The following is a 26,705-nucleotide window of genomic DNA, read 5'->3' as shown; positions in this document are numbered from 1 at the left end:
CTTACATTGTTGTAGTTGCCCTGATTATTGTCTTTTGGATAGCCTTTGTGGTACGGATGTACCGAAAAATCAAAGGGCTATAGCACAAAGGACTCCAATTTGGGTAATAGGGATTCCACAATCCGTTGGGCTTCCAAGGTATTTTTTTGTGGGATGATGAAGGACTCGATATCCTCCAAAGTGGAGACATCCATTTCTTGGTCAATAAACCCGTACCCTTTATAAACCCCTTCCGAAATCAAAACTACAGCCTGCTCATTAGCATTCCTTCCTTTTTCTCGGATGATTCGCACTTCAGATTCCAAGGCCTTCATTGCTGAAATGGCCGTCCGTACCTTTTCGTTGTAGATTTCAATAGGTTCTTCGGCACGACAAATCCCCTCACATGTGGTAATTCTATGGTGGGAACAGGCTGCATTGGTCTGCTGCAAATGGCAATATTTAGGACATAACGCAAAATTTTTGCATATTTCCTCCAAATAAGCCCTACAATCCGTTTGGTTATAAAATACTTTTAGCGGATTGGGAATACCCTTAAGGGTATTGAATGCCAAATGCCGGATACCATTCCTATCTTCATACTCAAAAATGGCATATTGCTTCAGCGTTCGTTTTTGAGCGCGATTGTAAAGTGGAAACAGTCGTTTGATTTCAGCGGATTCCATAAGCAGTGCCACCAATTCACTTCCTGAAAGTTTAAAGTCAATATCTGCAGTTTCGCTGCACATTTGGGTTTCTTTGATGCTCTTGTCATAAAAATGGCCCAACACTCTTTTTTTGAGATTGATGGCCTTTCCCACGTAAATGATTTCTCCTTGCTGGTTTTTAAAATAGTAGATACCGGGTTTTGGTGGGATTTTATCAAAAACTGATTTGGGCAGATGTGGTGGCAGGGTGGCCTCTTGACTTCGGGCATTCAAAAACTTTTGAAAAACGGGTTCCGCATTGGGCGTGTTCAATAATTTTTGAAAAAGTAGGGTAGTAGCATGGGCATCTCCCCGAGCACGGTGCCTATCCGTCAATGGAATTTGTATGGCAGAGCAGAGTTTACCTAAGCTGTAGGAGCGTAGTCCGGGAATCAATTTTCGGGACAAACGGACAGTGCAGAGTTTTTTTCGGGTAAAATCAACCCCAATTTGGCGGAATTCTTCCTTAATCACCCCATAATCAAAATTCACGGCATGGGCCACAAAGACACATCCCTCGGTAATGTCTTGGATGGATTGTGAAATTTCTTGAAAGGTAGGCGCATCCTTCACCATATCGTCATCAATTCCGGTAAGTCCCGTTATAAAATAAGGAATGGGACATTGTGGATTCACCAAAGAGGTGAATTCGTCCACAATTTGATCTTCATCGAACTTAAAAATGGCAATTTCGGTGATTTTGTTTCCCTTTATGCCATTTCCAGTGGTCTCTATGTCGATTATGGTATACAAGCTTCCAAAAAGTTCAGGGTATTAAAGTTAGAACTTTTTCGAACTACATCATAGGGTTGGGAAGCTTAGCTTTGGTTATTGTTTTCCTGCCGTGCTCGGTTCATTTCTTCCTGAATTTCGGATTGTCTTCTGCGAACGGGCTGCACAGATTGTTTACCAAACCGCCATGAAACCGAAAGGGTGGCATATCGTGTATCGCGATAGCTGGTGAAGGTATCATCCAAGTTCCCAAATCGTGTTCTTCCCGTAGGGTATTGGTTCCAGAAAATATCGTTGACATTGAATCGAAGTGTCATGGCATCATTAAATAGATTTTTTTGAAGTCCCAGTGAAAAGGACGAAATGGTTCGAGCCTTGGTGATGGTAGCGTAGTGGGGGAGCAAATAAAAGGCTCCAGCCTGCAATCGGTAACCCTTTCCAAGGCCGAAACTGTGGTTGGTGTTGAGGCTGACCACGGGATTGTTTCGGTCAAAATCAAATCCATTGATTTCTCCGTCAAAATCGTTAAGCGAAGCGTTGAGGTTCCAGTTACTTTGCCACCAATTACTGAATTTTATGGGTAGACTTGCCACAAAGGAATAGCTCTTTAAATTGGCAATGTTAATGGGGCGTACAATGACCACTTCCTCATCCCCATCACGGACAATGGCCATGGTAAGGACATTCTCGGTATACCCCACATTAAACGCAAAATAATAACGCTGTTTAAAGGTGTAGTTGACCTCGCTCACCCAAGTAAATTGAGGTTGCAGATATGGATTTCCCTCACGGTAGGTATTGGTATTCACAAAGGTCCGGAAAGGATTCAACTGGCCGTAGCCCGGTCTATCGATTCGCCGTCCAGCGGATAATCCCAATGTATGGTTTTCATTAAACGTGTAGTTATAAGAAGCCGTTGGGAATAAGTTCAAATAGTCCTGCTCATTGACGGTATTAGTGGTAATCTGGTTTCCGGTTACGGTGGTGTTTTCTGCACGTAACCCAAACTGCGCATTCCATTTTTCGCGGTTGAGGTTGTAGCTCACATAAGCTGCATAAATATCTTCATCGTAGATAAAGTGATTGCTCAAATTAGTGTTGGGCGTGATAACCCCGTTGTTGTCGTTGACATACGCTAGGTCATTGTCGGATTTCACCCAGGTATTTTTCCAACCCGCTTCAAGTCTATCCCCATTTTCCAAAGTGAGTTCGTAATCCAAGGTAAGCCCAGTGAGGTTCAAATAGCCATCAATATCGCCTAAAAGAATGTCTTGAGCAGTGGTATTATCCTCGAAGAATTCAAAGTTTGAAACAAACCTTTGGTCGGACCAATTGCTGTAACGCGCATGGTCAAAATTAAAGGTCAGGATGCTTTTATCGGTAAACGAATGTCTAGCATTAAAATTGGCGGTGAGTTGGTTCCATTCTGAATTGATATTGGTATCGGTGTTTTCTTCTGAAATCAATTCACGGTCTGTATTGTAACCCAATATATTACTGGTAGAAATGTTTTTATTGCCATTATTGAGGCCTGTGAAGAGTAACCCAAGGGTGGTTTTTTCACTAGCTGTAAAATCCAAACCCAATCGTCCCGTATGGGTTTTTAAAGGGAGTTCAAAATCATTTTGAAGGTCGTAATAGCCCATAGGTTGCTCCCCGTCCAAAAAAGTTCGGTCAATCACAATCTCTTGGTATTGGTTTCGGTCGGTGTAAGAATACTGACCGTAGAGGTTGAATTTTTCGGTTCGGTGATTAAAATCCACGGAACTGTTCCAACGAAAATAGCGTCCATAGCCCGGACTTAAGGTCAAACTGCCATTGGTGCCATACAATTTTCCTTTTTTGGTGACAATGTTAATGATTCCCGCATTACCCTGAGCTTCATAACGCACGGATGGGTTGGTGATAATCTCTACCTTTTCAATGTTGGAAGAGGGAAGACTTCGCAAAAGATTAGCCAATTGCTCGCCTTGCAAACGGGTATCCTTTCCATCAATATAAATGCGCACCCCGGTTCGGCCACTGAGGGATATATTATCATCTTGATCTACAATCACTCCAGGTGCTTTCTCCAAAATTTCCATGGTGGAATTACCTGTGTTTACGATGCTGTTTTCAATATTAAGGACGAGTTTATCCTGCTCTTTTTGGATGAAAGGTTTTTGGGCCACAACGGCCACCTCTTGCAGCTCTTGAGCCTGGTCTTCCAAAGGAATGTCTCCCAGATTGGTTGTGGATAAATCCGAAATCACCTTGGTCTTGTATCCAACATACGAAATGGAAAGAAAGGAATTTTCAGGTTGTTTTATGTCGATAGTGAACAAACCATCCATATCAGTAATGGCACCTTTAATTAAGGTGGAATCGGTTTCACTCATAGCCACCACATTGGCAAAAGCAATCGCCTCACCATTGGAGTCCACAATTTTACCTTTAAACGCCGTTTGTGCATGTGCTTGGCCGACCATTAGAATGAACAGTAGCCCTAAGAATTTTTTGATCATAAGCTGGTGTCAATAAGAACTAAAGCCAACTAAAAAAGTTGGCTTAAGCATAAATCATCAAACAAAACCATCGTTTTGAAAACAATGCTAAAATCAAGCTTTAAAAGGGCAATTTTTCCAGAATTGATTTAGTCTGCTATGAATTTGATGTGAACCGCTCGAATACTGCATTGGAAGTTTTACAGTTTAGTTATTGGGAATGGTAATGATGGTCCTCACCCCGTTGGACATGTTCTCAAAATGGAAGTCGGACTTACCGTGATACAATGCCTGTAGCCGTTCCTTAATATTGATAATACCAATACCGCTGTTGGAATAAATGGGGAATTTGGGTAATTTTTTACCGTTGTTCTCCACTGAAAGTTCTATGGAATCTTCATTTTTGGCAATCGACAAATGAATGCGCAGTTTTTTGTTTTTCTGTGAAAACCCATGCTTTATGGAGTTCTCAATTATAGGTTGAATCAGTAATCGTGGAATCTGTTTATGCAGCAAAGATTCCTCTACTTGTTTGGTAATGACCAAATCTTCCTGAAACCGCTGTTTTAAAATATTGGTGTAGTAGTCCAAAATTTCCAACTCCTCCCGAACGGTAATGAAATTTTTATTGTCTATGCTCAAGAACTTCCGAAGCAAAAAACTGATGTCGGCCACCATATCCTGAGCGGCATCTGGGTTATTGGGAATAAGACTGGAGATACTGTTCAGAGTGTTGAAAAGAAAGTGTGGGTTCAGTTGGCTCTCCAAAGTCTTTAATTTGAACTTGATCAAACTGTTCTCCAACACCTTGTTGCGGATTTCCTGATCCTTGATTTGTTGCAGATAGAAATAGGCATAGATGATTAATGTCATGGAGCTATACAACAAAATGTTGGTTGTCACATTAAAAAAAAAGGTATGGGTCACCTTTTCAAAAAAGGCAAAATCGGCATTGATCATGGAATAGTCCAAAAGCAAAGGTGAGATAAACCCCACCAGATAACTTATTATGATGCTCAGTACAATATGCAGGGGAATGATCTTGACCCAAGCGACCCGTTTTAGCAACAGATATTTGGTGAGCAACGAAACAGAGCACATGTACAGCAGTACAACCGCCCAATCGATAAAGCTTACCATGGCAAGACCCACAAGGTCATCCGTAACCCGTTGTGGGCCACTGTACAAAAAGTAGAAACCACGTAAAAACTCAATAAGGGCAACGAAAGTATAGAAGACCACCAAATAGATGATTAGCCGCTTTTCACTGTATTTTTTTATGATGTTCCACATTAGCCCAATCCCAATTTTTGAAGAAACTCTTTTTTATACGATTTACTGATTCTGAACAATTCCTGATCTTGCATGCGCACATCCATTTCATTGTAGTCTGAATGCACCAATTCTTGCATATAATCTATATTGATAATGGTTGATCTATGGATTCTCACAAACTTGTGGACATTCAACTGGGGCATAAGATTTTTCAAGGATTCCCGAACGGTATATTTCTTTTCCAAACTATAAATATCTGAATAATAGCTAGATGCACAGATATACTTAATACGGTCCTTGTTCACAAAAACCGTTCTGTTGTTTTCACGAATGGGCAATCGGGATGCCAATGGGCTTGGGGCACCTCCTTGAACTTCCATCAAAAATTTTCTGATATCGGTCCCGTTTGCATTCAGTTTTATCCGCTCCTCAATACGGTCCAAGGTTTCAAAAAAGCGCTGGTTTTTGAAGGGTTTCAACAGAAAGTCAAGCGCATAATTATTGAAAGCCTGGATGGCATAATTATCGTAAGCTGTGATGAAAACGATCAAGGGTATTTTTTGGAGTGTAAGTTGTTGGAGCACATCAAAACCCGTAAGGTCTTTAAGCTCCACATCCAAGAAAAGAACATCGGGAGCAAGACGGTTGATTTGCACTACAGCCTCTTCGCCATTGGCACATTCCGCTTCAATTCGAAATTCTGGGCGCATACGAAGTAATTCGGCAATACGCTTGCGTGCCAGCAATTCGTCATCAACAATAATTACCCTGTGAGCCATCGTCGCAATTTAATCGAAAATATAAAACAATTGGCTTTTTTTCGGATGAGGGTCCAGTCTTATATTTCAGGATGAAGGGGTTTCAAATCAGATACTTGGACATTCACATCAAAATCAAGGTTATTCAATTCATTCTTGGCAACCCACTTTAGGCATCGCCTAAATTTAGCCTGAAAACGCAAGGTTTTTTATCAATCAAAAAACGCAATCAATCACCATAAAGGTGGCTCAAGCTGCCCAGTAGGTTTCCTGTTATCCAAAAATGGGTTTTGGGAAACCTTAGTGGTGTTGATGTCAACCACACTTGGATGAGAAATATTTTTTTGTTGCCAGTAGTGATCATGCTGGCACCAATATATGATTTGGAAGCCCAAATCATTGAAAAAAAGAAATACATGACTACTTCCATTGCTCATGAAAAACCTCCTGAAATAGATGGTAACATTGATGAATCCGTGTGGCAACTGGTGGAGTGGAGTGGAGATTTTATCGAATACAGCCCTGATGAAAGTACTGAACCCAGCTTCCAGACCAAATTCAAGGTAGTTTATGACGCCAAGTACCTGTATTTTGCCATACGCGCGTTTGATTCAGCACCGGACAGCATTGTAAAACGTATGGGCAGACGTGATACATTTGATGGGGATTGGGTGGAGGTGAACATAGACAGCTATCATGATCTTCGTACCGCATTTTCGTTTACGGCTACCGTAGCAGGGGTTCGGGGCGATGAGTTTATTTCCAATAATGGAGACAGTTGGGATGCCAGCTGGAGCCCTATTTGGATGACCAAAACCCAGATTGATGATGAAGGTTGGTCGGCTGAAATAAAAATTCCTTTAAGTCAGTTGCGGTTCAATGGCGATGCGGAGCAAGTTTGGGGGCTTCAAGTACACCGACGATTTTTTAGAAATGAGGAGCGTTCCCTATGGCAAAGGATTCCCCAAGATGCCCCAGGTTGGGTAAGTGAGTTTGGAGAACTTCACGGCCTAAAAAACCTTACCCCTCAAAAACAATTGGAAGTACAACCTTTTACCGTTACCCAACTAAAAACCTATGAGCAAGAAGAGGGGAATCCCTTTAGGGATGGCAGCGATTTTACACTGAATGGAGGGGTGGATGCCAAGGTTGGAATTACGAACGATCTTACCTTGGATTTAACCGTAAATCCCGATTTCGGGCAGGTAGAGGCGGACCCATCCGCTATTGCGTTGGATGGTTTCCAGATATTTTTTCGGGAGCAACGACCCTTTTTTGTGGAGAACAAGAATATTTTTGACTTTCAATTTTCGCATGCTTCGGACAATCTGTTTTATTCTAGACGGATTGGTAGAAACCCACAGGGATATCCCAATACTTCGGGAAATGCATACGTAGATCAACCCAGTAAGACGACCATTCTGGGAGCGGCCAAATTTTCGGGTAAAACTAAAAATGGATGGTCCATAGGGGTTATGGAAAGTCTTACCGCCAAAGAGTTTGCCGAGATTGATGTCAACGGAACCCGAAATAAGGAATTGGTAGAGCCACTCACCAATTATTTTGTGGGTAGATTGCAAAAGGATTTCAATCAAAATAACTCTTATATCGGTGGGGTGGTAACGGCTGTAAATCGGTTTGACATGCCAGAGGCCCTGAACTTTTTGCATACCGACGCCTATTCGGGAGGGCTGGACTTTAAACACCAGTGGAGCAATAGAAATTATTACCTGACCGGGTATTCCGTTTTAAGTCAAGTTAAAGGGAGTCCGGAGGCCATTGCGGCCACCCAGAACACCTTAACACATTTATTCCAGCGACCAGATGCAGGTCATGTTTCTGTTGATTCCACCAGAACATCTCTGGCCGGGACCGGTGGCAAATTGGAATATGGAAAAGTGGGCGGAGGTAATTTGCGATATACCATTGGTGCTTTTTGGAAGTCTCCAGAACTGGAAATCAATGATATTGGCTTTTTGCGACAGACGGATGAATTTCGGCAGTACAATACCATCGAGTATCGGTCCACACGACAAACAGGCCATTTTAGAAGGGCGGGGGGTACCTTTTCGTATTTCAACAGCTTCGATTTTGATGGAAACAGGAATAGAACCCAATACCAATTTGGTGCCGATGCCACTTTTTTGAACAATTGGAGTTTTGATATTGGTGGGGGGCATATCCCGGCCAATTATCGGAATGCTTGGTTGCAAGGTGGGCCACGATTTAGATTGTCCAGAGAAAACTTTGCGTGGTTTATTGCCAATACGGACCGAAGAAAAAAACTGCGTTTTAGTGCGGACCTTTTATATTCCGAAGGAAAACAGGCCCATTTTACTATTATGGAGTTTACGGGGGGAATCACGTATCAACCTTCCAATGCGCTAACGGTGTCCTTGAGTCCGCAGTTTGCCAGATACCCACACAAAACACAATATGTCACCGAAACTGATTTTAATGGAGAACCCAGATACATCACTTCAGAAATAGACAACAAGAGTTTGAGTGCTGCTTTTCGAATCAATTATACGGTCAACCCCAACCTCACCATTCAGTATTATGGACAGCCCTTTATTGCTAGGGGGCGATACACTAATTTCAATTACATTACCAATCCCACGGCGGACAATTTGTTTGATCGCTATCAATTGTTTGATGAAAACCAAATTACCATGGAGCAAGATTCTGAGTTGTACCAGGTGGATGAGGATTTGGATGGAAAAGTGGATTACAGTTTTGACAATCCAGATTTTTCACTGGTGGAGTTCCGTTCCAATTTGGTATTGCGTTGGGAGTACGTCCCGGGCTCCGAACTGTTTTTGGTTTGGTCGCAGGGGATATCAAATTTTATGGACCCCACACTGGGTTTGACCCGTGGATTGGAATCGGGCATTTTTGGGCAGAAGCCGGAGAATATTTTTCTGATGAAGCTGACCTACCGATTAGTGCTTTAAACAGAAATGAAAATAATGATAACAAACATTATAAAATCAGCAAGACAATTTTAAAACCAGTCAAAAATGAAGAACAAAATAATAGGTATAATGGTCACAACGATGCTGTTCACCTCATGTGGCATGAGAGAGAAAAGACCATCCCATGAAATGATGGAAGCTTGGAAAAAGGAAATTTCCGATACCGAAGCGACCTTTGCCCAAATGGCCAAGGAAGAAGGCATGAACAAGGCGTTTTTGGCCTTTGCCGCTGACGATGCCGTGTTGATGCGGGGCAATGAGCTCATTGAGAGCAAAGCAGCCATTGCTGAATATATGAAAGGCCAGAATTCAAAAGGGCTGGCATGGTCACCCGAGTTTGTGGATGTGGCCAAGTCCGGAGACATGGGATATACCTATGGCTATTACACATTTAATTATGAGGATCAAGAAGGCAATCCGGCAGAGGCCAGAGGAGTGTTCCATACGGTGTGGAAGCGTCAGGAGGACGGCTCTTGGAAATTTGTCTGGGATTGACTGGAATAAAGAACACAATGGATAACTAAAACAACAGATATGAAAAATAAGATTATGTTGATTCTTGCCATGGCAAGTATGATCATGGTGAAGGCGCAGGCGCAGGATAAACAATTGCTCCATGATGATTTTTATATGTATGTAAACCAAAAATGGTTGGATAGTGTGGAAATACCTGCAGCCTATGGTTCGTGGGGGAGTTTCCATGAGGTGTATTTTGAGAATCAGGACCGAATCAAGGGAATCTTTCAAGAGCTTGGGGACTCCGGGAAATCCTATCCGAAAGGCTCAACAGAACAATTGGTGGCCGATTTCTATATCAGTTGTTTGGATACAGTTATGCTGGAGGAAAAGGGTTTGAGCCCTCTGAAACCCATTTTGGAGGAAGTGGACCGGATCAAGTCTGTGGAAGATTACCTGTCCCTGACCGCCAAGTTGTATGCCAAAGGTATTCCAGCCCCCATTAGCGTTTATGAAAGTGTTGATGCCAAAAACAGTACGGTTTATGCCTTGCACCTAAATCAATCTGGATTGAGTTTGGGAAATAGGGCCTACTATTTGGAGGACAACCCTCAATACCAAGAGTTTAGGGATAAATATCAGGACTTGATTACAGATCTTTTTACAATAGTTGGACTTCAACAGTTCAAAGAACGGGAAGCAGCTGAAAAGGTTTTTGAAATGGAAACTGTTATGGCTCGTATTCATAGGACTCCTGTTCAGCTTAGGGATTCTGAAAGGAATTACAACAAAAAGACCATCGCAGAACTGAACCAGCTTACTTTTACCGTTGATTGGGCCAAATATTTTAAGGATTTAGGTCTGAAAAAGGATGTGGAATACGCTATTGTAAATCAACCAGAGTACTTATCCATGTTTGATAGGATGCTCGAAGATTTCTCCATAGAAGATTGGAAAACCTATATGCAATGGAAAGTGATTGTAGGTACCACATCCCTGCTCAACAAGTCAGTCAGGGATCGCAGTTTTGAGTTTTATGGAACCACATTGCAGGGGACGGAAGAGCAATTACCCAGATGGCGGACAGCTCAAAATGCCGTCAATTCCAATATGGGTCAGCCTTTGGGCAAATTGTACGTTGAAAAGTATTTTCCGAAACGAAACAAGGATAAGATGATTGGCTTGATTGACAATTTGAAACAAGCATTTCATAAAAGAATTGATGGCTACACATGGATGACGGAAAAGACCAAAGAACAGGCTCACCATAAATTGAACAAAATGGGGGTGAAAATGGGGTACCCTGATGAGTGGTTGGATTATACCTCTGTGAACATTGCCGCAGATGATTATTTTGGAAACGTAATTCGAGTAACAGAATTTGATTATTTGCGTGATTTAAACCGAGTGGGCGAGCCCATAGATCCCAATGATTGGGGTATGACGCCCCCTACGGTGAACGCATACTATTCGGCTACACGAAATGAAATAGTTTTCCCGGCGGGAATTTTAAACCCTCCATTTTTTGACTATGATGCCGATGATGCCACCAATTATGGTTCGGCAGGTGTTATTATTGGTCATGAAATTACCCATGGGTTTGATGATAATGGAAGTTTGTATGATGCCGATGGAAATTTAAAATCGTGGTGGACCCCAAAAGATCGAGAAAAGTTTGAGTCCAGAGCCAAAAAAATAGAAGAACAATATGACGAATATATTGTATTGGATTCCATTCATCTAAATGGGAAACTCACCTTGGGTGAAAATATTGGAGATTTGGGAGGTATGGCCATTGCTTTTGAGGCCATGAAGATAAATCAGGAGGAAAAAGGAAATAAAACTGTTGATGGGTTGACCGATGAGCAACGTTTCTTCTTGGCTTATGCCAAAATGTGGAGAATTAAGTTTAGGGATAAAACGTTAGAGAACCAAGTTAAGACAGATCCTCACTCTCCAGGATATTATAGAGCCAATGGAGCTCTATCCAATTTCGAAGAATTTCACAAAGCATTTAATATCCCGAAGGGGAGTAAAATGCGTCGTGAAGAAATTAACGTTATCTGGTAAGATAGTACATTAATTAAACATGTAAGGTGATAACATTTCGTAATACTTAAGGAGATAGATACATTTTTTCAGACATTGCCTTACATTGTAAAGGGTCATTCCAACGGGTGGCCCTTTTTCTTTCCGCATAGTTACACCAGGAAAATTTCTTGATCAATAATAGAGGACATTTTCAGTTTAATTGAGTAGGACTTCAAGGGGCGATTTACCCTGAAAAACAAGTGTTTAAAACACATTTTACCCGCCTTGAACGCCAAAAATGCGGTATTGGTCAATATAGTATTAAAACAAGATAATATTCCCTGAGCAGTTCCTGTACATAATTTTACTTTTACAACTGTTAAAATAACACTTATTAATCTTTACTAAATCTTAAAGACCAAAAATGATAAGTCTTATGAGAAATAAACAAACCGAACTAACTAAAATGTATTATGAAATTGGTTAAATTTTTATCAAAAACATTTTTGGAATTCAATGGGTTCAAGAAACAATTTTTTCTCCCCATTGTTTGTCTATTATTAGCGCAAGTAGCATTTTCTCAACAGCAAGTTACTGGTACAATTACTGATGAAAGCGGTATTCCTGTGGCTGGTGCATCTGTTGTGGAAAAGAACACTGCCAATGGTACCGTTTCGGATTTCGATGGTAATTTTGCAATTACCACTTCTGGATCCGATGCGGTTTTGATCATTTCCTATCTGGGTTTTGCTACGCAGGAAGTTCCCGCAACATCATCCATGAGTGTGGTGCTGAAAGAGGATTTGGAACAACTTTCTGAAGTTGTGGTCATAGGTTACGGTACACAAAAACGTGCCGATGTAACAAGCTCGGTAGCTACCGTAAAAGCCGAAGATTTTGTACAGGGTAATGTTAAGGATGCCGCCCAACTTATTCAAGGTAAGGTTGCGGGTCTTTCTGTATCTGCTCCTTCTGGAGACCCTACAGAGGGTACCCAAATCAGTTTAAGGGGTATGTCATCCTTGTCGGCAGATTCTGCACCCTTGGTGTTGGTGGACGGTGTTCCGGGAAGCTTAAATACAGTAGCTCCCGAAGACATTGAGTCCATTGATGTGTTGAAGGACGGTTCTGCTACTGCTATTTATGGTACTAGGGGTACTAATGGTGTAATCATCATTACCACTAAAAAAGGAACCAACGACATGAAGTCTACCATTGAGTACAATGGGTACGCTTCCTTGGCCACCATTGCTGATCGGATGAACTTTTTAAATGCCTCTGAGCTTAGACAGAAATTTAATGAGGGCTACACCTTTAACGGGGCCAACCTTCAAGATTTTGGTGCTGATACCGATTGGGTGGACGAGATCACCCGGGATGCTTTCAGCCAAGTGCACAACATTATTTTTAGGGGAGGGAACTCAACTTCAAATATGACGGCTTCTGTTAACTATCGTGATATTGAGGGGATTTTCCTAAAATCCAACAATGAAAAATACACAGGTAGGATAAATATAAACCATGCCATGTTCGATAATAAATTGAAAACCAATGTTGGTGTCATTTTAAGCGAGCAGGTGTATAATGCATTGGGTGATGGCCAAAGCTTTAATCCGACCATCTACCGCCAAGCCATTATCCATAACCCAACAGAGCCTATCTATAATGAAGATGGCAGTTATTTTGAAAGGGCGGTCTATTTTTATGACAATCCGGTTTCAATGATTCAGGAAACCATTGGGGAGAACAGATACAGAACCAGTAGGATAGATTTTTCCATGAGCTATGACTTTGGTGATCACCTTACGGTTAAAGGTTTGTACACCCGAAAAGGGGAGACCAATATTAGGGGGTTCTATCAAACAAAAAATCACGTTTCTACCACTGAAAGTGGACAGGATGGATTTGCCTCAAGAGGTACGGATAACTACGTTGGAAACTATGGTCAGTTCACAGTGGATTATGACAATAATTTCGGTGACCACAGAGTAACCGCGCTGGTAGGATACAACTACGAAGACAACATGAACGAAGGTTTTTGGGCTACCAACCGAAGATTTCCTACTGATGGATTTACCTATAACAATTTAGGAAGTGGACAAGGACTTCAGCTGGGTGAAGCTGGTATGGGAAGTTTTAAAAATGCAGATAAACTGATTGCCTTCTTCTCACGGGTAACCTATAACTATGATGATCGCTACCTTTTGATGGCCAGTTTGCGTCGTGAAGGTTCTTCCAGATTTGGAGAAGATTACAAATGGGGTAGTTTTCCAGGGGTTTCTTTGGGATGGCGGATTGATCAAGAGTCCTTTGCTGAAAACTGGGATTGGTTGTCCAACTTGAAACTGCGTACAGGTTTTGGGGTTACCGGTACCAATGCTGGAGAAAGATACCAATCTTTGAGCGGTCTTTCTTATGGGGATTATTTTTACAACAACGGCCAATGGGTAAGACAATTGGTGCCTACTCGTAACGCTAACAAAAATTTACGTTGGGAAAAGAAAGAGGAATTTAACGTAGGGCTGGATTTCGGTGTATTGCAGGGAAGAATCAATGGATCCGTTGATTATTATAACAGGACTACCAAAGATGCTTTGTTTGACTATAGTGTACCTACACCTCCTTATTTTTATGGTAGTATTGCGGCAAACGTTGCAGAAATAAAGAATACCGGTCTAGAATTCTTGTTGAATGTGACCCCGTTCAAGACAGATAACTTTGAATGGACTGCAAACTTGACCTATTCCACCAATACCAACGAGATTGTATCATTGTCTAACGATGAATTCCAATTGACCAACGATTTCTTTGATGAAGGATATACAGGTGAGCCTATTCAGATTTCCACCCACAGGGTACAGGAAGGAGAACCTATTGGTAACTTCTTTGGATTAAAGAGCGTTGATATCACTGATGATGGAATTTGGATTATTGAAAGACCTGATGGTTCCCGAGTTCCTGCTACCGAAGCAACCAACGATGATCGTCAGGTATTGGGTAACGGTCTTCCAAAAGCATACTACAGCTGGAACAATACCGTAAAATACAAGAACTGGGATCTTATGTTCAATCTAAGGGGGGCTTTGGATTATCAAATCCTAAACTTCTCCCGTATGTTCTATGAGAACCCAACCATTGGGTACAATACCTTGGACTCTGCCTACGATTTGGTGTACGGTAAAGCCGTGCTTCAAGATGTTCAGCGTTATGTAAGCCACTATATTGAAGATGGTGATTTCTTAAAAATTGACAACGTTACTTTGGGATACACACTGCCCAAAGATGCCATTAAGTTTGCCCAAACGTTCCGCATTTACGCTTCCGGTCTAAACTTGGCAACCTTTTCAAAATACAAGGGAATCGACCCAGAAATTAACAACAGGGATAATCCGTTGGCGCCAGGTAATGATAACAGGGATAAATATCCTACAATCAGAACCTTTACGTTGGGTATCAACTTTACATTTTAAAAATAAAGAACTATGAAAAATATACGAAACAAAGTAACTACACTTAGACTAAGATTTTTGATACTATCGGTCAGTGTGCTTCTACTGCAAATAGGATGTACGGACCTTGAGGAAGAAGTGTTTTCGGAAGTGACCGAATCATCCTTCGTGCCAGCAGAGTCAGATATTATAGCGGTAATGGCCTCGGCCTATACACCCATGCGTTATGTGATGGGATGGCAAGGATATTTTGATTTACAGGAAGAGCCTGCTGATATGTTTGTGACACCAACAAGGCCCAACGGTTGGGATGATGGGGGTACCTATAAGAGAATGCACTTTCACGAATGGACCGAGACTCAATGGCAGCCCAGAAACACATGGATTACCTGCTTTAATGGGATAAACAGTGCCAATAGGGTTATTCTTCAAATAGAATCAGGGGAACTGCCCGTTAGTGAAGCACAAGCCGCCTCAATCATTGCAGAAATGAGAGCCTTACGAGCTTTGTATTACTCCATGTTGGTCGATACGCACGGAAATGTACCGATCATTTCAAGCTACAGTGATGAACTCCCCGTTCAGAGCAACCGCTCCGAAGTGTACAACTTCATCGTTTCAGAATTGAATGAGGTGATTCCAAGTCTAACCGAAACCGTAGATCAGTCTACCTACGGGCGCATGACCAAATGGGCAGCCTATCATGTTTTGGCACGAGTGTACTTAAATGCAGAAGTTTATACAGGTACGGCACAATGGAATAACGTTATTGCTGCTTGTGACGAGATAATCGGTAGTGGTGCATACGAACTTTCGCCCAGCTATTCAGATATTTTTGCTACAGAAAACCAAGGGAATTCAGAAATGGTTTTTGCCATCCCTTACGATCAAATTTTTGCAGGCCAATGGAATGCCCACATGAAAATGATGAATCCAGAGCACCGATTGGTCTTTGGAATGCAGGCACAACCTTGGGGCGGATCTAGCTGCAATCCACAATTCATTGATAGTTATGAGCCAACCGATAATCGTTTGGCCGATACTTGGTTGATGGGTGATCAATTGAGCTACACCGATGGAAGTGTTGTGTTCACTTTGGTAAAAGAAATGCCAAGTATATATGGATGTGACTTTACCCAAGGATTTAAATGTGGTAAATATGAAATTGAGCCCGGTGCAACCAGTGGCCTTAGTGTAGATTTCCCATTCTTGAGATACACCGATGTTCTTATGATGAAGGCCGAAGCCCTACTAAGAACTGATAGAAGCGATGAAGCTGCCGCTATTGTGACCCAAGTGCGTATGCGTTCTTTTGATGATCCTGCCGAAGCCACCGTTACAGGCGCTGAGTTGGAAGGTAATACCACAGTACAATATGGAACCTTGGCCGAAGATGGTACAATTGATGATCCTGGCGACCAGTCCGTTGTTCCTTACGGACGTTTCTTGGATGAATTGGGCTGGGAGTTTGCCGCTGAGGCCAGAAGAAGAACCGACCTTATCAGATTTGGCGTTTATCAGACCAAAAACTGGTACAACCATACACCTAAGGGAGAGTATACCACATTGTTTCCTATAGGTTTGGAAGAATTGAATACGAATACGAATCTAAGCCAGAACCCTGGTTACTAAGATTTAGATTTAGGATTTGTACTCAAGTGTTTTTTATAATTGTTTGAGTTTGTTGTTAGTGAAGAAAGCGGATGGGATGACATTCGCTTTCTCTTTTTTTGGATGTTTCCCAAAAATGGTTTAGCATGCTAATTGCTATTGATGGTGTTGTGGTTTTAAAATTGGGAACGGTATTTAGAAGGGGTACAACCTTTTAATTCCTTGAACTTTCTGTTGAAGTTGGCAATATTGGCAAAACCGCACTGCTCAGAAATCAGTGAAATGGAAAGTTCGGGTTTGTGGACAATGAGCTTGCAGGCATTTTCAATCCGTATTTCTATTAGAAATTGAAAAAAAGTTTTATTGGTACGCTTTTTAAAGTATCGGCAAAAGGCATTTTTGCTCATGTTGGCCTTTTCGGAAATTTGCTCCAAGGTAATCTGTTCATGATAGTGTTCCATGGCAAACTTTAAAATGGTGCTCATGCGTTTCCCCTCATCATCAGTATAAATTTTCCGATACACAAATGAAGAAAGTGGTTGGGTCTCCGATTTTACAATTTGATTGATCACCAGTAAGAGCGATGCAATTTGTTCAACTTTATTTTGGTTCGGAAGATCATTGAAAATTGAAATGATTTTATCCTTGTTCGAGAGTACCTTCATGCCATATTCGGACAGGTTAAAAAAATCTTGGGTAGAGGCGAGGTCGGTCAAACGAAAAAAATCTTTTCCAAAGGAATTGTAGTCGAAAAAAAGGGTGTACATAATGGACTCATCGGATGCATTCACATCACTTCGGAATACGTGGGGAACATAGCCTCCAATCACCAAAATATCACCTTCCCTATATTCATTAATGGAGTCACCCACAATTAAAGAGCCCGAACCTTTTTCAATATAGCTTATTTGTATTTCGCCGTGTTGGTGGAGTTGGCCATAGAATATTTTTTCCCTGTCTACTTGGTAAACCAGGGCCTCATCCTTGGGTTTGGGAATTTTGAACGGGAGAACTCTCAAGGTTTTTTAGCAAATATTACTAAAAAATATAAGTGAAATCAATTTATGGGTCAACATAGTATTACAAGAGGCTAATAATCAAACAAATTGTTGGGGTCGAGTAATATATTTTTGTATCAAAATATTTAAGTATTATGATAAATTGGGAAGGCGTAATGCCAGCTGTAACCACAAAGTTTACCAGCGAGGATCAACTGGACCTTGCAATGTTTGAGAAGAATATTAAAGCGCAAATTGATGCTGGGGTCCATGGGATCATTTTAGGAGGAACGTTGGGTGAGGCCAGTACACTGGAGCAAGAGGAAAAGGAAACCCTTATCAGGACTTCTTTGTCCCTTGTGGAAGGAAAAATACCCGTTATCATCAATATTGCCGAACAAAGTACCAAAGAGGCCATTGCCGTGGCACAACATGCCGAAAAGGTAGGTGCCCAAGGTTTGATGATCCTCCCTCCCATGAGGTATAAAGCAACTGATTTTGAAACTGTTACCTATTTTAAAAGCATAGCAAACAGTACTTCTTTGCCTATTATGATCTACAACAATCCAATTGATTATAAGATTGAAGTGACCTTGGATATGTTGGAAGACTTGTTGGAATGTGAGAATATCGAAGCGGTTAAGGAGTCCACTAGAGACATCACCAATGTACTTCGTATTAAGAGCAGATTTGGTGACCGTGTAAAAGTATTCACGGGAGTGGATACCCTTGGCTTGGAAAGTTTGGTGATAGGTGCCGATGGATGGGTTGCCGGTTTGGTCTGTGCTTTCCCTGCCGAAACCGTTGCCATCTACGAATTGGTTAAAGCTGGAAAAATCAACGAAGCTCTCGAAATTTACAAATGGTTCATGCCATTGTTGGAGTTGGATATCAGCCCTCAATTGGTACAGAACATTAAATTGGCAGAGGTGGCCACTGGTATCGGTACGGAAAATGTCAGGGCCCCAAGACTGCCTTTGCAGGGATCAGAAAGAGAACGTGTAATAGGAGTGATAAATGAAGCAATGGCGTGTAGACCCACACTGCCCGAATATAAGAACCTCAGTAGCGTAGCCTAAATAATTGCTGGGAAACTATATTGAAAATAATCGTAGTGCAATTGGGGGTAGCGGTTTTTAAAACCATAAACCCCCAATTGAATATTCAAACAACATATATGCCATGCTGGGATAAGAGCCAATTGCGATTCATAGGGTCTTATCCAGCATCTTCAGATTCAAGGTTTACTGCGGTATGGACCCATGCCATTAAAAGAGGGGTGCAACCTATAAGCTATCAATCGGTTTCTCAAGGAACTATTACCCGATTCTTTAAAAGGATAATAGTACATTTTAGTTTTACTTTGCGTATAAATTCATAATACCGTTTTAACAAACAACAAGTGGCAAGAAAGACTTTTTTTTGTGTTGATGCCCACACCTGCGGTAATCCCGTTCGTTTAGTGGCAGGAGGTGGTCCCAACCTTTTGGGCAAGAACATGAGTGAGAAAAGACAACACTTTCTCAAGGAATATGATTGGATTCGTAAGGGCTTGATGTTTGAGCCTAGGGGTCATGATATGATGAGCGGAAGCATCTTATTTCCTCCCCACCAGCCCGAAAACGATTTTGCCATTCTGTTCATTGAGACCTCTGGTTGTTTGCCCATGTGCGGGCATGGGACCATCGGCACAATTACCATTGCCATAGAAGAAGGGCTGATTGTACCCAAGACACCGGGCAAAATTAGAATGGAAGCCCCCGCAGGATTAGTGGAAATAGAGTATCAACAATCTGGCAAGAAGGTGGATTGGGTGCGGTTGGTCAATGTTAAATCGTACCTCGCTGCAGAAAACTTGACAGTGGAATGTCCGGAATTGGGAGAACTCACCTTCGATGTGGCCTATGGAGGTAACTATTATGCCATTGTAGACCCGCAAAAGAATTTTAGCGGAGTCCATGATTTTACCGCTGCCAAGATTGTGCAGTATTCCAAAGTGGTCAGGGAACGCATAAATGAAAAATACCCAGATTTGTTCATACATCCAGAGGACCCTACCATTAGGGATGTAAGCCACATGTTGTGGACAGGGAATCCCATCGATCCAACATCGTCAGGAAGAAATGCGGTTTTTTATGGCGACAAGGCCATAGACCGCTCTCCATGTGGTACGGGAACTTCGGCACGAATGGCCCAGTTGAGCGCCAAGGGAAAACTAAAAATGGGAGAAGATTTCATTCATGAGAGTTTTATTGGCAGTAAATTCATTGGTAGAGTGGTGGAGGAAACTACTTTGGGCGGAAAAAAGGCCATTATTCCCAGTATTCAGGGTTGGGCTCAGGTCACGGGCTACAACAACATCATTATTGACGACGATGACCCCTATGCCCACGGGTTCCAAGTGTTGTAAAATCTTTTTTAGGAGTAGTAGATGAAGAGAGTTGTAATAGTTGGTGGAGGAATTTCAGGGCTCTGCAGTGCCTATTATTTGGTACAAGAAGGATTTCAGGTGACCATTTTGGATAAATCGGACCTGTCAACTGGTGCCTCGTTTATTAATGCAGGATATATAACCCCGAGCCATTTTATTCCATTGGCGGCCCCCGGTATCATTACACAAGGATTAAAATGGATGTTGGACAGTTCCAGTCCATTCTACATAAAACCTAGATGGGACGTTGATTTTTTTAAATGGACCTTATTGTTTAAAAAATCAGCTAAAAAATTCCATGTAAAAAAGGCCATTCCAATCATAAAGGAACTCAATTTAAAGAGTAGGGATTTGTATGAGGAAATGCTTTCAGCAGTAAATTTTCCATTTCAGTATGAGAAAAAGGGATTGTTGATGGCCTACAGAACTGCTAAAAGCGAAGAAGAGGAATTGGAAGTTGCTGAAATGGCAGTTAAGGAAGGTTTGGACGCTGTGGCACTTTCCAAAGAGGAAGTTCATAAAATGCAGCCTGTATTTTCTGATGATGTCATTGGTGCGGTCCACTACAAATGCGATGCGCACATGACCCCAAATTACTTTATGGCACAAATGAAAACATGGCTAAAATCCAAAGGGGTCATTTTTGAGTTCAATCAAACCGTTGAGGAATTTGTGGTCAAGAATAAGAAAATTACAGCCATAAAAACCAAGGATGAGGTCTTTGAGGCCGATGAATTTGTGTTGGCCAGCGGCACTTGGACTTCAAAATTGGCAAAATCGCTTAATCTCTATGTTCCTGTGCAAGGTGGAAAAGGATACAGCATGGATGTGAGTCGGAATACGGGAATTACCATGCCAGCTATTTTGGTGGATGCCAAAGTGGCGGTAACGCCCATGGAAGGTTTTACTCGTTTTGCGGGGACCATGGAATTTTCAGGAAACAACAACATTGTGCGCAAAGAACGTGTTGAGGCGCTCGCCGGGGCCGTAAAAAACTATTATGCCGACTTTGAAATCAATCAGGATGAAAAAGATAGGGCGACTTCAGGGCTTAGGCCTGTTTCCCCAGATGGACTTCCCTACATTGGTAAGACTTCAAAATATGATAATTTGACCATTGCTGCAGGTCATGCCATGATGGGATGGAGTTTGGGTCCCATTACGGGTAAATTGGTTACAGAAGGCATTACCAAAAAAAGAGCATCACTGGATTTGAAACCACTTTCCCCAGAACGTTTCAAATAGCTTTTGCTTGACCATACTCCATTGGTGATCAGATTAAAAGTTGCCCTAATTCCTTATTTATATTATATTTTTTAGCATGAATAGAGTGTTAAGGGTAATATAGTATCAGCAAAAGTTAATAATGACTGAAAAACGATGGGAGATTATCTCTAGTTTTAAGCATAATTTTAAATATGGAATCTTTTGCGAAAAAAATAAGTGTATTTTTTATACTTATAACCTGTGGAACCACATTGGCCCAGGGCACATTAAGGGAATATAAAAAGGCGATTATTGTGGATTCGCTTTTTAGGGATAAAGTATACAATTCCCCTTCTTCTTTTCATTGGTTGGACATCAATTTGATGTGGTATGCGAACAATTCGTCCAACGGAAAAAAGTATTTGTTGGTTGACCCGGAGAAAAAAACACAAAATGAATGTTTTGATCATGATGCCTTGGCCTCTTTACTATCCAAAGAATTCAATGAAGAGGTTGACTCAAAGGATATCGATATCAGTAGACTGGAGTTCAATGAAGACCTCTCTGAGCTTACTTTTGTTTATGGTGAAACCAAGGTTGCCTATAATTTAAAAGCCAATACTTTAAAAGTAATTGACCCGGAAGGAGGGAAAAGAGATTCCAATAGAAGGTATTGGGGCAATAGGTTTGATGAGAAAAGCAACCCTCCGGTAATTTCACCAGATTCGACTAAGACAGCTTTCATTAAAAATGATAATCTGTACATAAAGGACAATGCCACAAATGAAGAAACCCGCTTGAGCTTCGATGGAGCCCCAGGTTTTTTCTATTCAACGTATATAAAATGGTCTCCGGATGGTAACAAGATCATGGCGTACAAAGTACGTCCCGGGGATGATCGCAAGATTTATTTTGTGGAATCTAGCCCTGAAGACCAGTTTCAGCCCAAGCTACAATCCCGGGATTATCTAAAGCCTGGTGATGAGTTACCATTTAAGAGTCCCCAATTGTTTTTGGTGGATTCCAAAAAGCATATTCAAGTGTCCACGGATGAGTTTAGCCATCAATTTGGCCTAAATCGAATCGATTGGAGAGAAGATAGCCGTGCTTTTACCTTCGAATACAATCAAAGAGGACATCAGGCTTATAAAGTTATTGAAGTGAATGCTTCCACCGGAAAATTGAAGGTCTTGGTTAATGAAACCAGCGACACCTTTATCGATTACAGCAGCAAAAAATACCGCTACGATGTGGAAGATGGTAAAGAAATGATTTGGACTTCGGAACGGAATGGTTGGAACCACATTTACTTGTACGATAACAATGGTAAGGTAAAAAAACAATTGACCAAAGGCGAATGGGTGGTTCGCGAGGTGATTCATGTGGATGAGGATAATCGAGAGGTCTACTTTACCGCCAGTGGAGTGGACAAGGATCAAGACCCTTATTTTCTACATTATTTCAAGGTGGATTTTGATGGAAAGAACCTTACTCGTTTTACCAAAGAGGATGGAAATCACAACGTAACTTTTTCAGAGGACTATACCTACTATGTAGACCAATACTCCAAAGTGGATACCCCTCCTATTACCGTCTTGAAATCAGCTAAGAACAGTAAAAAAGTTATGGACTTGCAGCAAGCGGACCATTCCGAACTTTTAAAGGAAGGTTGGATTGCCCCTGAAGTTTTTACGGCAAAAGGTCGTGATGGCGTCACCGATATTTGGGGAGTGATTATTCGCCCTACCTCTTTTGACCCCAACAAAACCTATCCGGTGATAGAGTACATTTATGCCGGGCCACACAGTTCTTTTGTTCCCAAAGATTTTAGATCGTACTATTGGTCCATGTCTTCCATAGCTGAGTTGGGCTTTATTGTGGTTCAAATTGATGGAATGGGAACGTCCAATAGATCAAAAGCGTTCCATGATGTATGCTGGCAAAACCTAAAAGATGGCGGTTTCCCGGATAGAAAATTATGGATCAAGGCCGCGGCCCAAAAATATCCATATATGAATGCTGAGAAAGTGGGCATCTTTGGTACATCGGCTGGGGGGCAGAACTCCGCTGCCGCCTTGGTATTTAATTCAGATTTTTATGACGTGGCGGTTTCTTCCTGCGGATGTCACGACAACCGAATGGATAAAATTTGGTGGAATGAGCAATTTATGGGATACCCTATTGGTCCTCACTACGCTGCATCCTCCAATATTGAGAATGCCGCCCAAATGGGTGGTAATTTAATGCTTATCTTAGGTGAGGTTGATGACAATGTGGATCCCTCCACAACCATGCAATTTGCCAATGCCCTTATAAAAGCCAATAAGAACTTTGAACTGGTGACCATACCAGGTATGGGGCATTCATCCGGTGGCGATTTTGGGGAGCGTAAGCGTAAAGACTTTTTTGTAAAGCACTTAATGGGTGTTGATCCCCCTTCTTGGGAGGAAGTTTACGAGTAGAAGAATAGAACTAAACTAAACATAAACAGTAAGTAACTATCAGTTACTAAACATTGTTGAAAAGGATATAATTATGAAATTAAATAAGTTGTTCGTTGGTGTGGTATTGGTTTTTTGTGCTTTGGGCACGACCAGCGTAATGGCACAGGAAGGTGATCAAATATTGGATGGAATCGGTGAAACAGGATTGATAGCCAGATATGTTTTTGATGGAGATACCAAGGATTGGTCAAGAAATAATTTGCACGCTACCCTTGAAGGTTCAGAACCCATTTTTGTGGAGGACGAATACTTTAACAAAGTACTTTCGCTGCCTAAGGATAAAGAAGCGTTTATTACGATTCCTGGTGAAGCGGTGACCAATGAAGAATCCATTAGTATTACAGGCTGGGTGCACATTGAATCGGCACAACCTGGCGCAAGACTTTTTGATTTTGGAACTAGTACCAAATCCCACTTTACAATTGCCCCTACCGGAACCCAAGACAAAAAGGGCGTACAAGTTGAGCTTTCTTCAGGTGATGGAGATATGTACAATACTAGTTCTTCAGCCTTGGAAACCGGTAGGTGGAACCATTTGGCCGTAATCATCAATATTCCTTCCAAAACTGTGAACACCTATGTCAATGGAAGAAAAGCTGGTGAAGCAACAGATGTGGAATTGATTTTGGAGCAGGTCTTCGATTTTGAAAATGGAGGCAATAATAAACTCTATATTGGAAAATCATTGGGCGGTAATGACCCATACCTGACTGCCAAATTGCATGATTTTAGAATCTACCGAATTCCTTTGAGTGAAGGGCAAGTGGTTCGAATCCTTCGTGGATCGTTTAGAGGAAATGGAGACGATGATGAAAGAAAGGAGGAAGTCAATCTTCCACAATTTGATGCTAATACACCTCAGCTTTATAACGAATACCTGACTTCTGTTTCTGATGTTGAGGTGGAAACCGTGGTTGGATTCTTGCCAAGATTACCCCGTTTTGTGGAAGGGACTTACGGAAATGGTGTAAAGGGACCCAAGGAAGTGCGTGTGCTTTGGCCTGCACCTATTGATAATTCCCAAGTAAGTCAACCTGGAAAGTATACCATAACCGGCAGAATTTCTGGAACAAATTTAAAACCCAAAGCAACGGTTACTGTAAAAGCAGCTGCGGCGGCTTCAACTCCTAGCCGTACCTTGGAAGGTTTTGAACTGAATCAGGTATCCTTGAATACTGATGGCCAAGGGCATCAAACAAAATTCATTGAGAACCGGGATAAGTTTATTAACACATTGGCAGAAACCAATCCTGATTTGTTTTTGTACATGTTCCGAAACGCATTTGGGCAAGAACAGCCTGAAGGTGCAGAGCCATTGCGGGGTTGGGACAGTCAAGAGACCAAATTGCGTGGCCATGCTACAGGGCATTATCTAACCGCTATTGCCCAAGCCTACGCCAGTACCGATTATGATGCAGCTTTGCAGTCGAATTTTGCTGACAAAATGAATTATATGGTAGAAGTGTTGTATGAATTGTCACAAATGGCCGGAAAACCAAAACAAGCTGGAGGTCCGCATGTATCCGACCCAACTGCCGTTCCTCCAGGTCCAGGTAAAGAAGGGTATGATTCAAATCTTAGTGAAGAGGGTATTCGCACCGATTACTGGAACTGGGGCGAAGGGTTCATCAGTGCCTATCCTCCTGATCAGTTTATCATGTTGGAGAATGGAGCCTCTTACGGAGGTCAACCCACCCAAGTTTGGGCACCCTACTACACTTTGCACAAAATTTTGGCCGGGTTGATGGATATTTATGACGTATGCGGTAATGAAAAGGCCTTGGAAATCGCCAAAGATATGGGAACTTGGGTGCATGCCCGATTGAGTCAAGTGCCCACCGATACCCTCATCAGCATGTGGAATACCTACATTGCTGGGGAGTTTGGGGGTATGAACGAGGCCATGGCACGTTTATACAGAATGACGGATGACCGTCAATTCTTGGAAGTGGCCCAATTGTTCGATAATATTAAAATGTTCTTTGGCGATGCCGAGCATTCCCATGGATTGGCCAAAAATGTGGATACTTTCCGAGGGCTACATGCCAATCAGCATATTCCACAGATTATGGGAGCTTTGGAAATCTATCGTGATTCCAATGCTCCTGAATACTATCATGTGGCCGATAACTTTTGGTACAAAGCGAAGAACGACTACATGTACAGCATCGGAGGAGTTGCCGGAGCCCGTAACCCCACAAATGCCGAGTGTTTCATCGGACAACCCGCTACATTGTATGAAAACGGATTTTCTGCTGGTGGACAGAATGAGACTTGTGCTACCTACAACATGCTTAAATTGAGCCGAAATCTATTCCTATTTGATCAGCGTGCAGAATTGATGGATTACTATGAACGTGGATTGTACAATCATATTTTGGCTTCAGTAGCGGAGGATAGCCCTGCCAATACCTACCATGTTCCATTGCGACCTGGTTCTGTAAAACGTTTCGGAAATTCAAACATGACCGGATTTACCTGTTGTAATGGTACTGCTTTGGAAAGTAGCACTAAACTTCAGAATTCAATCTATTTTAAAAGCCAGGATGATAAGGCGTTGTATGTAAACCTTTTTATTCCATCCACATTAAAATGGACCGAAAAAAATATCACTGTTGTGCAAAAAACAGCATTTCCAAGGGAAGACAATACCCAGTTGACCATTAAGGGCAAAGGAAAGTTTGATTTGAATGTTCGTGTACCCCATTGGGCAACCAAAGGCTTTTTTGTGAAAATCAACGGAAAGACCGAAAAAGTAAATGCAACTCCAGGTACCTATCTTACCTTATCACGCAAATGGAAGGATGGAGACATTGTGGATATTCAAATGCCATTTGAATTTCATTTAGATCCAGTCATGGATCAACAGAACATTGCCAGCCTTTTCTATGGCCCTGTGTTATTGGTGGCCCAAGAGCCAGAGCCAAGGGATGATTGGCGTAAAGTGACGTTTGATGCTGAGAATATTGGTAAAAATATTCAGGGAGATCCAAAAACTTTGGAATTCACCATAGATGGGGTATCGTTTAAGCCCTTCTATGAAACATATGGACGTCATTCTGTGTATCTGGATGTTACCTTGGAATAACTAACCACCTAAAACAAAACTG

Annotated in this window: 15 protein-coding genes; 10 read left to right on the top strand and 5 right to left on the bottom strand. The window is 41.8% G+C overall.

What is annotated here, in order from left to right; all coding sequences use genetic code 11:
* Window positions 1-77: 77 nt before the first annotated feature.
* The 4 genes from FG28_RS02675 to FG28_RS02660 form a co-directional block, all read right to left on the bottom strand.
* Complete coding sequence (locus FG28_RS02675; RefSeq protein WP_036379711.1) at window positions 78-1,439, bottom strand: exonuclease domain-containing protein; 1,362 nt, start codon at window positions 1,437-1,439, stop codon at window positions 78-80.
* A 65-nt stretch (window positions 1,440-1,504) separates the two neighbouring features.
* Window positions 1,505-3,922, bottom strand: a complete 2,418-nt coding sequence (locus FG28_RS02670; RefSeq protein ID WP_036379709.1) for a TonB-dependent receptor domain-containing protein — start codon at window positions 3,920-3,922, stop codon at window positions 1,505-1,507.
* A gap of 186 nt (window positions 3,923-4,108) precedes the next feature.
* Entirely contained in the window at window positions 4,109-5,194 is a 1,086-nt protein-coding gene (locus FG28_RS02665; RefSeq protein WP_036379708.1) for a sensor histidine kinase, read from the bottom strand.
* Complete coding sequence (locus FG28_RS02660; RefSeq protein WP_036379706.1) at window positions 5,194-5,955, bottom strand: LytTR family DNA-binding domain-containing protein; 762 nt, start codon at window positions 5,953-5,955, stop codon at window positions 5,194-5,196. Before FG28_RS02660 ends, FG28_RS02665 begins: the two co-directional genes overlap by 1 nt.
* A 308-nt stretch (window positions 5,956-6,263) precedes the next feature.
* Between FG28_RS02660 and FG28_RS02655 the strand changes: the two genes are divergently transcribed.
* The 5 genes from FG28_RS02655 (at window position 6,264) to FG28_RS02635 (ending at window position 16,477) form a co-directional block, all read left to right on the top strand.
* The gene (locus FG28_RS02655) at window positions 6,264-8,888 is read left to right on the top strand and encodes a DUF5916 domain-containing protein (RefSeq protein WP_036379704.1); all 2,625 of its coding nucleotides are present in this window, start codon (window positions 6,264-6,266) and stop codon (window positions 8,886-8,888) included.
* 66 nt (window positions 8,889-8,954) lie between these two features.
* Window positions 8,955-9,404, top strand: coding sequence for a DUF4440 domain-containing protein (locus FG28_RS02650; protein WP_036379701.1), 450 nt, complete (start codon window positions 8,955-8,957; stop codon window positions 9,402-9,404).
* Between the two features lie 39 nt (window positions 9,405-9,443).
* Window positions 9,444-11,435, top strand: a complete 1,992-nt coding sequence (locus FG28_RS02645; RefSeq protein ID WP_036379699.1) for a M13 family metallopeptidase — start codon at window positions 9,444-9,446, stop codon at window positions 11,433-11,435.
* 434 nt (window positions 11,436-11,869) lie between these two features.
* Complete coding sequence (locus FG28_RS02640) at window positions 11,870-14,866, top strand: TonB-dependent receptor (RefSeq protein WP_036379696.1); 2,997 nt, start codon at window positions 11,870-11,872, stop codon at window positions 14,864-14,866.
* 12 nt (window positions 14,867-14,878) lie between these two features.
* Entirely contained in the window at window positions 14,879-16,477 is a 1,599-nt protein-coding gene (locus FG28_RS02635; protein WP_036379694.1) for a RagB/SusD family nutrient uptake outer membrane protein, read from the top strand.
* 155 nt (window positions 16,478-16,632) lie between these two features.
* Here the strand turns inward: FG28_RS02635 and FG28_RS02630 are convergent, their stop codons facing one another.
* Entirely contained in the window at window positions 16,633-17,475 is an 843-nt protein-coding gene (locus tag FG28_RS02630; protein WP_036379692.1) for an AraC family transcriptional regulator, read from the bottom strand.
* Between the two features lie 134 nt (window positions 17,476-17,609).
* Between FG28_RS02630 and FG28_RS02625 the strand changes: the two genes are divergently transcribed.
* From FG28_RS02625 to FG28_RS02605, 5 genes are all read left to right on the top strand, one after another.
* Entirely contained in the window at window positions 17,610-18,533 is a 924-nt protein-coding gene (locus tag FG28_RS02625) for a dihydrodipicolinate synthase family protein (RefSeq protein WP_081894197.1), read from the top strand.
* A gap of 323 nt (window positions 18,534-18,856) precedes the next feature.
* Window positions 18,857-19,864, top strand: a complete 1,008-nt coding sequence (locus FG28_RS02620) for a 4-hydroxyproline epimerase (RefSeq protein ID WP_036379688.1) — start codon at window positions 18,857-18,859, stop codon at window positions 19,862-19,864.
* A gap of 21 nt (window positions 19,865-19,885) precedes the next feature.
* Window positions 19,886-21,130 carry an FAD-binding oxidoreductase gene (locus FG28_RS02615; protein ID WP_036379685.1) on the top strand — a complete coding sequence of 415 codons (1,245 nt, stop codon included), beginning with the start codon at window positions 19,886-19,888 and terminating at the stop codon, window positions 21,128-21,130.
* 173 nt (window positions 21,131-21,303) lie between these two features.
* Window positions 21,304-23,553: a S9 family peptidase gene (locus FG28_RS02610; RefSeq protein ID WP_036379683.1), complete on the top strand. Its 2,250-nt coding sequence runs from the start codon at window positions 21,304-21,306 to the stop codon at window positions 23,551-23,553.
* Window positions 23,554-23,626: 73 nt separating this feature from the next.
* Window positions 23,627-26,683, top strand: a complete 3,057-nt coding sequence (locus tag FG28_RS02605) for a beta-L-arabinofuranosidase domain-containing protein (RefSeq protein ID WP_036379681.1) — start codon at window positions 23,627-23,629, stop codon at window positions 26,681-26,683.
* Window positions 26,684-26,705: the final 22 nt, after the last annotated feature.

Source organism: Muricauda sp. MAR_2010_75, assembly GCF_000745185.1.
Lineage (GTDB): Bacteria > Bacteroidota > Bacteroidia > Flavobacteriales > Flavobacteriaceae > Flagellimonas.
This window is presented reverse-complemented; position numbering and strand designations above follow the sequence as displayed.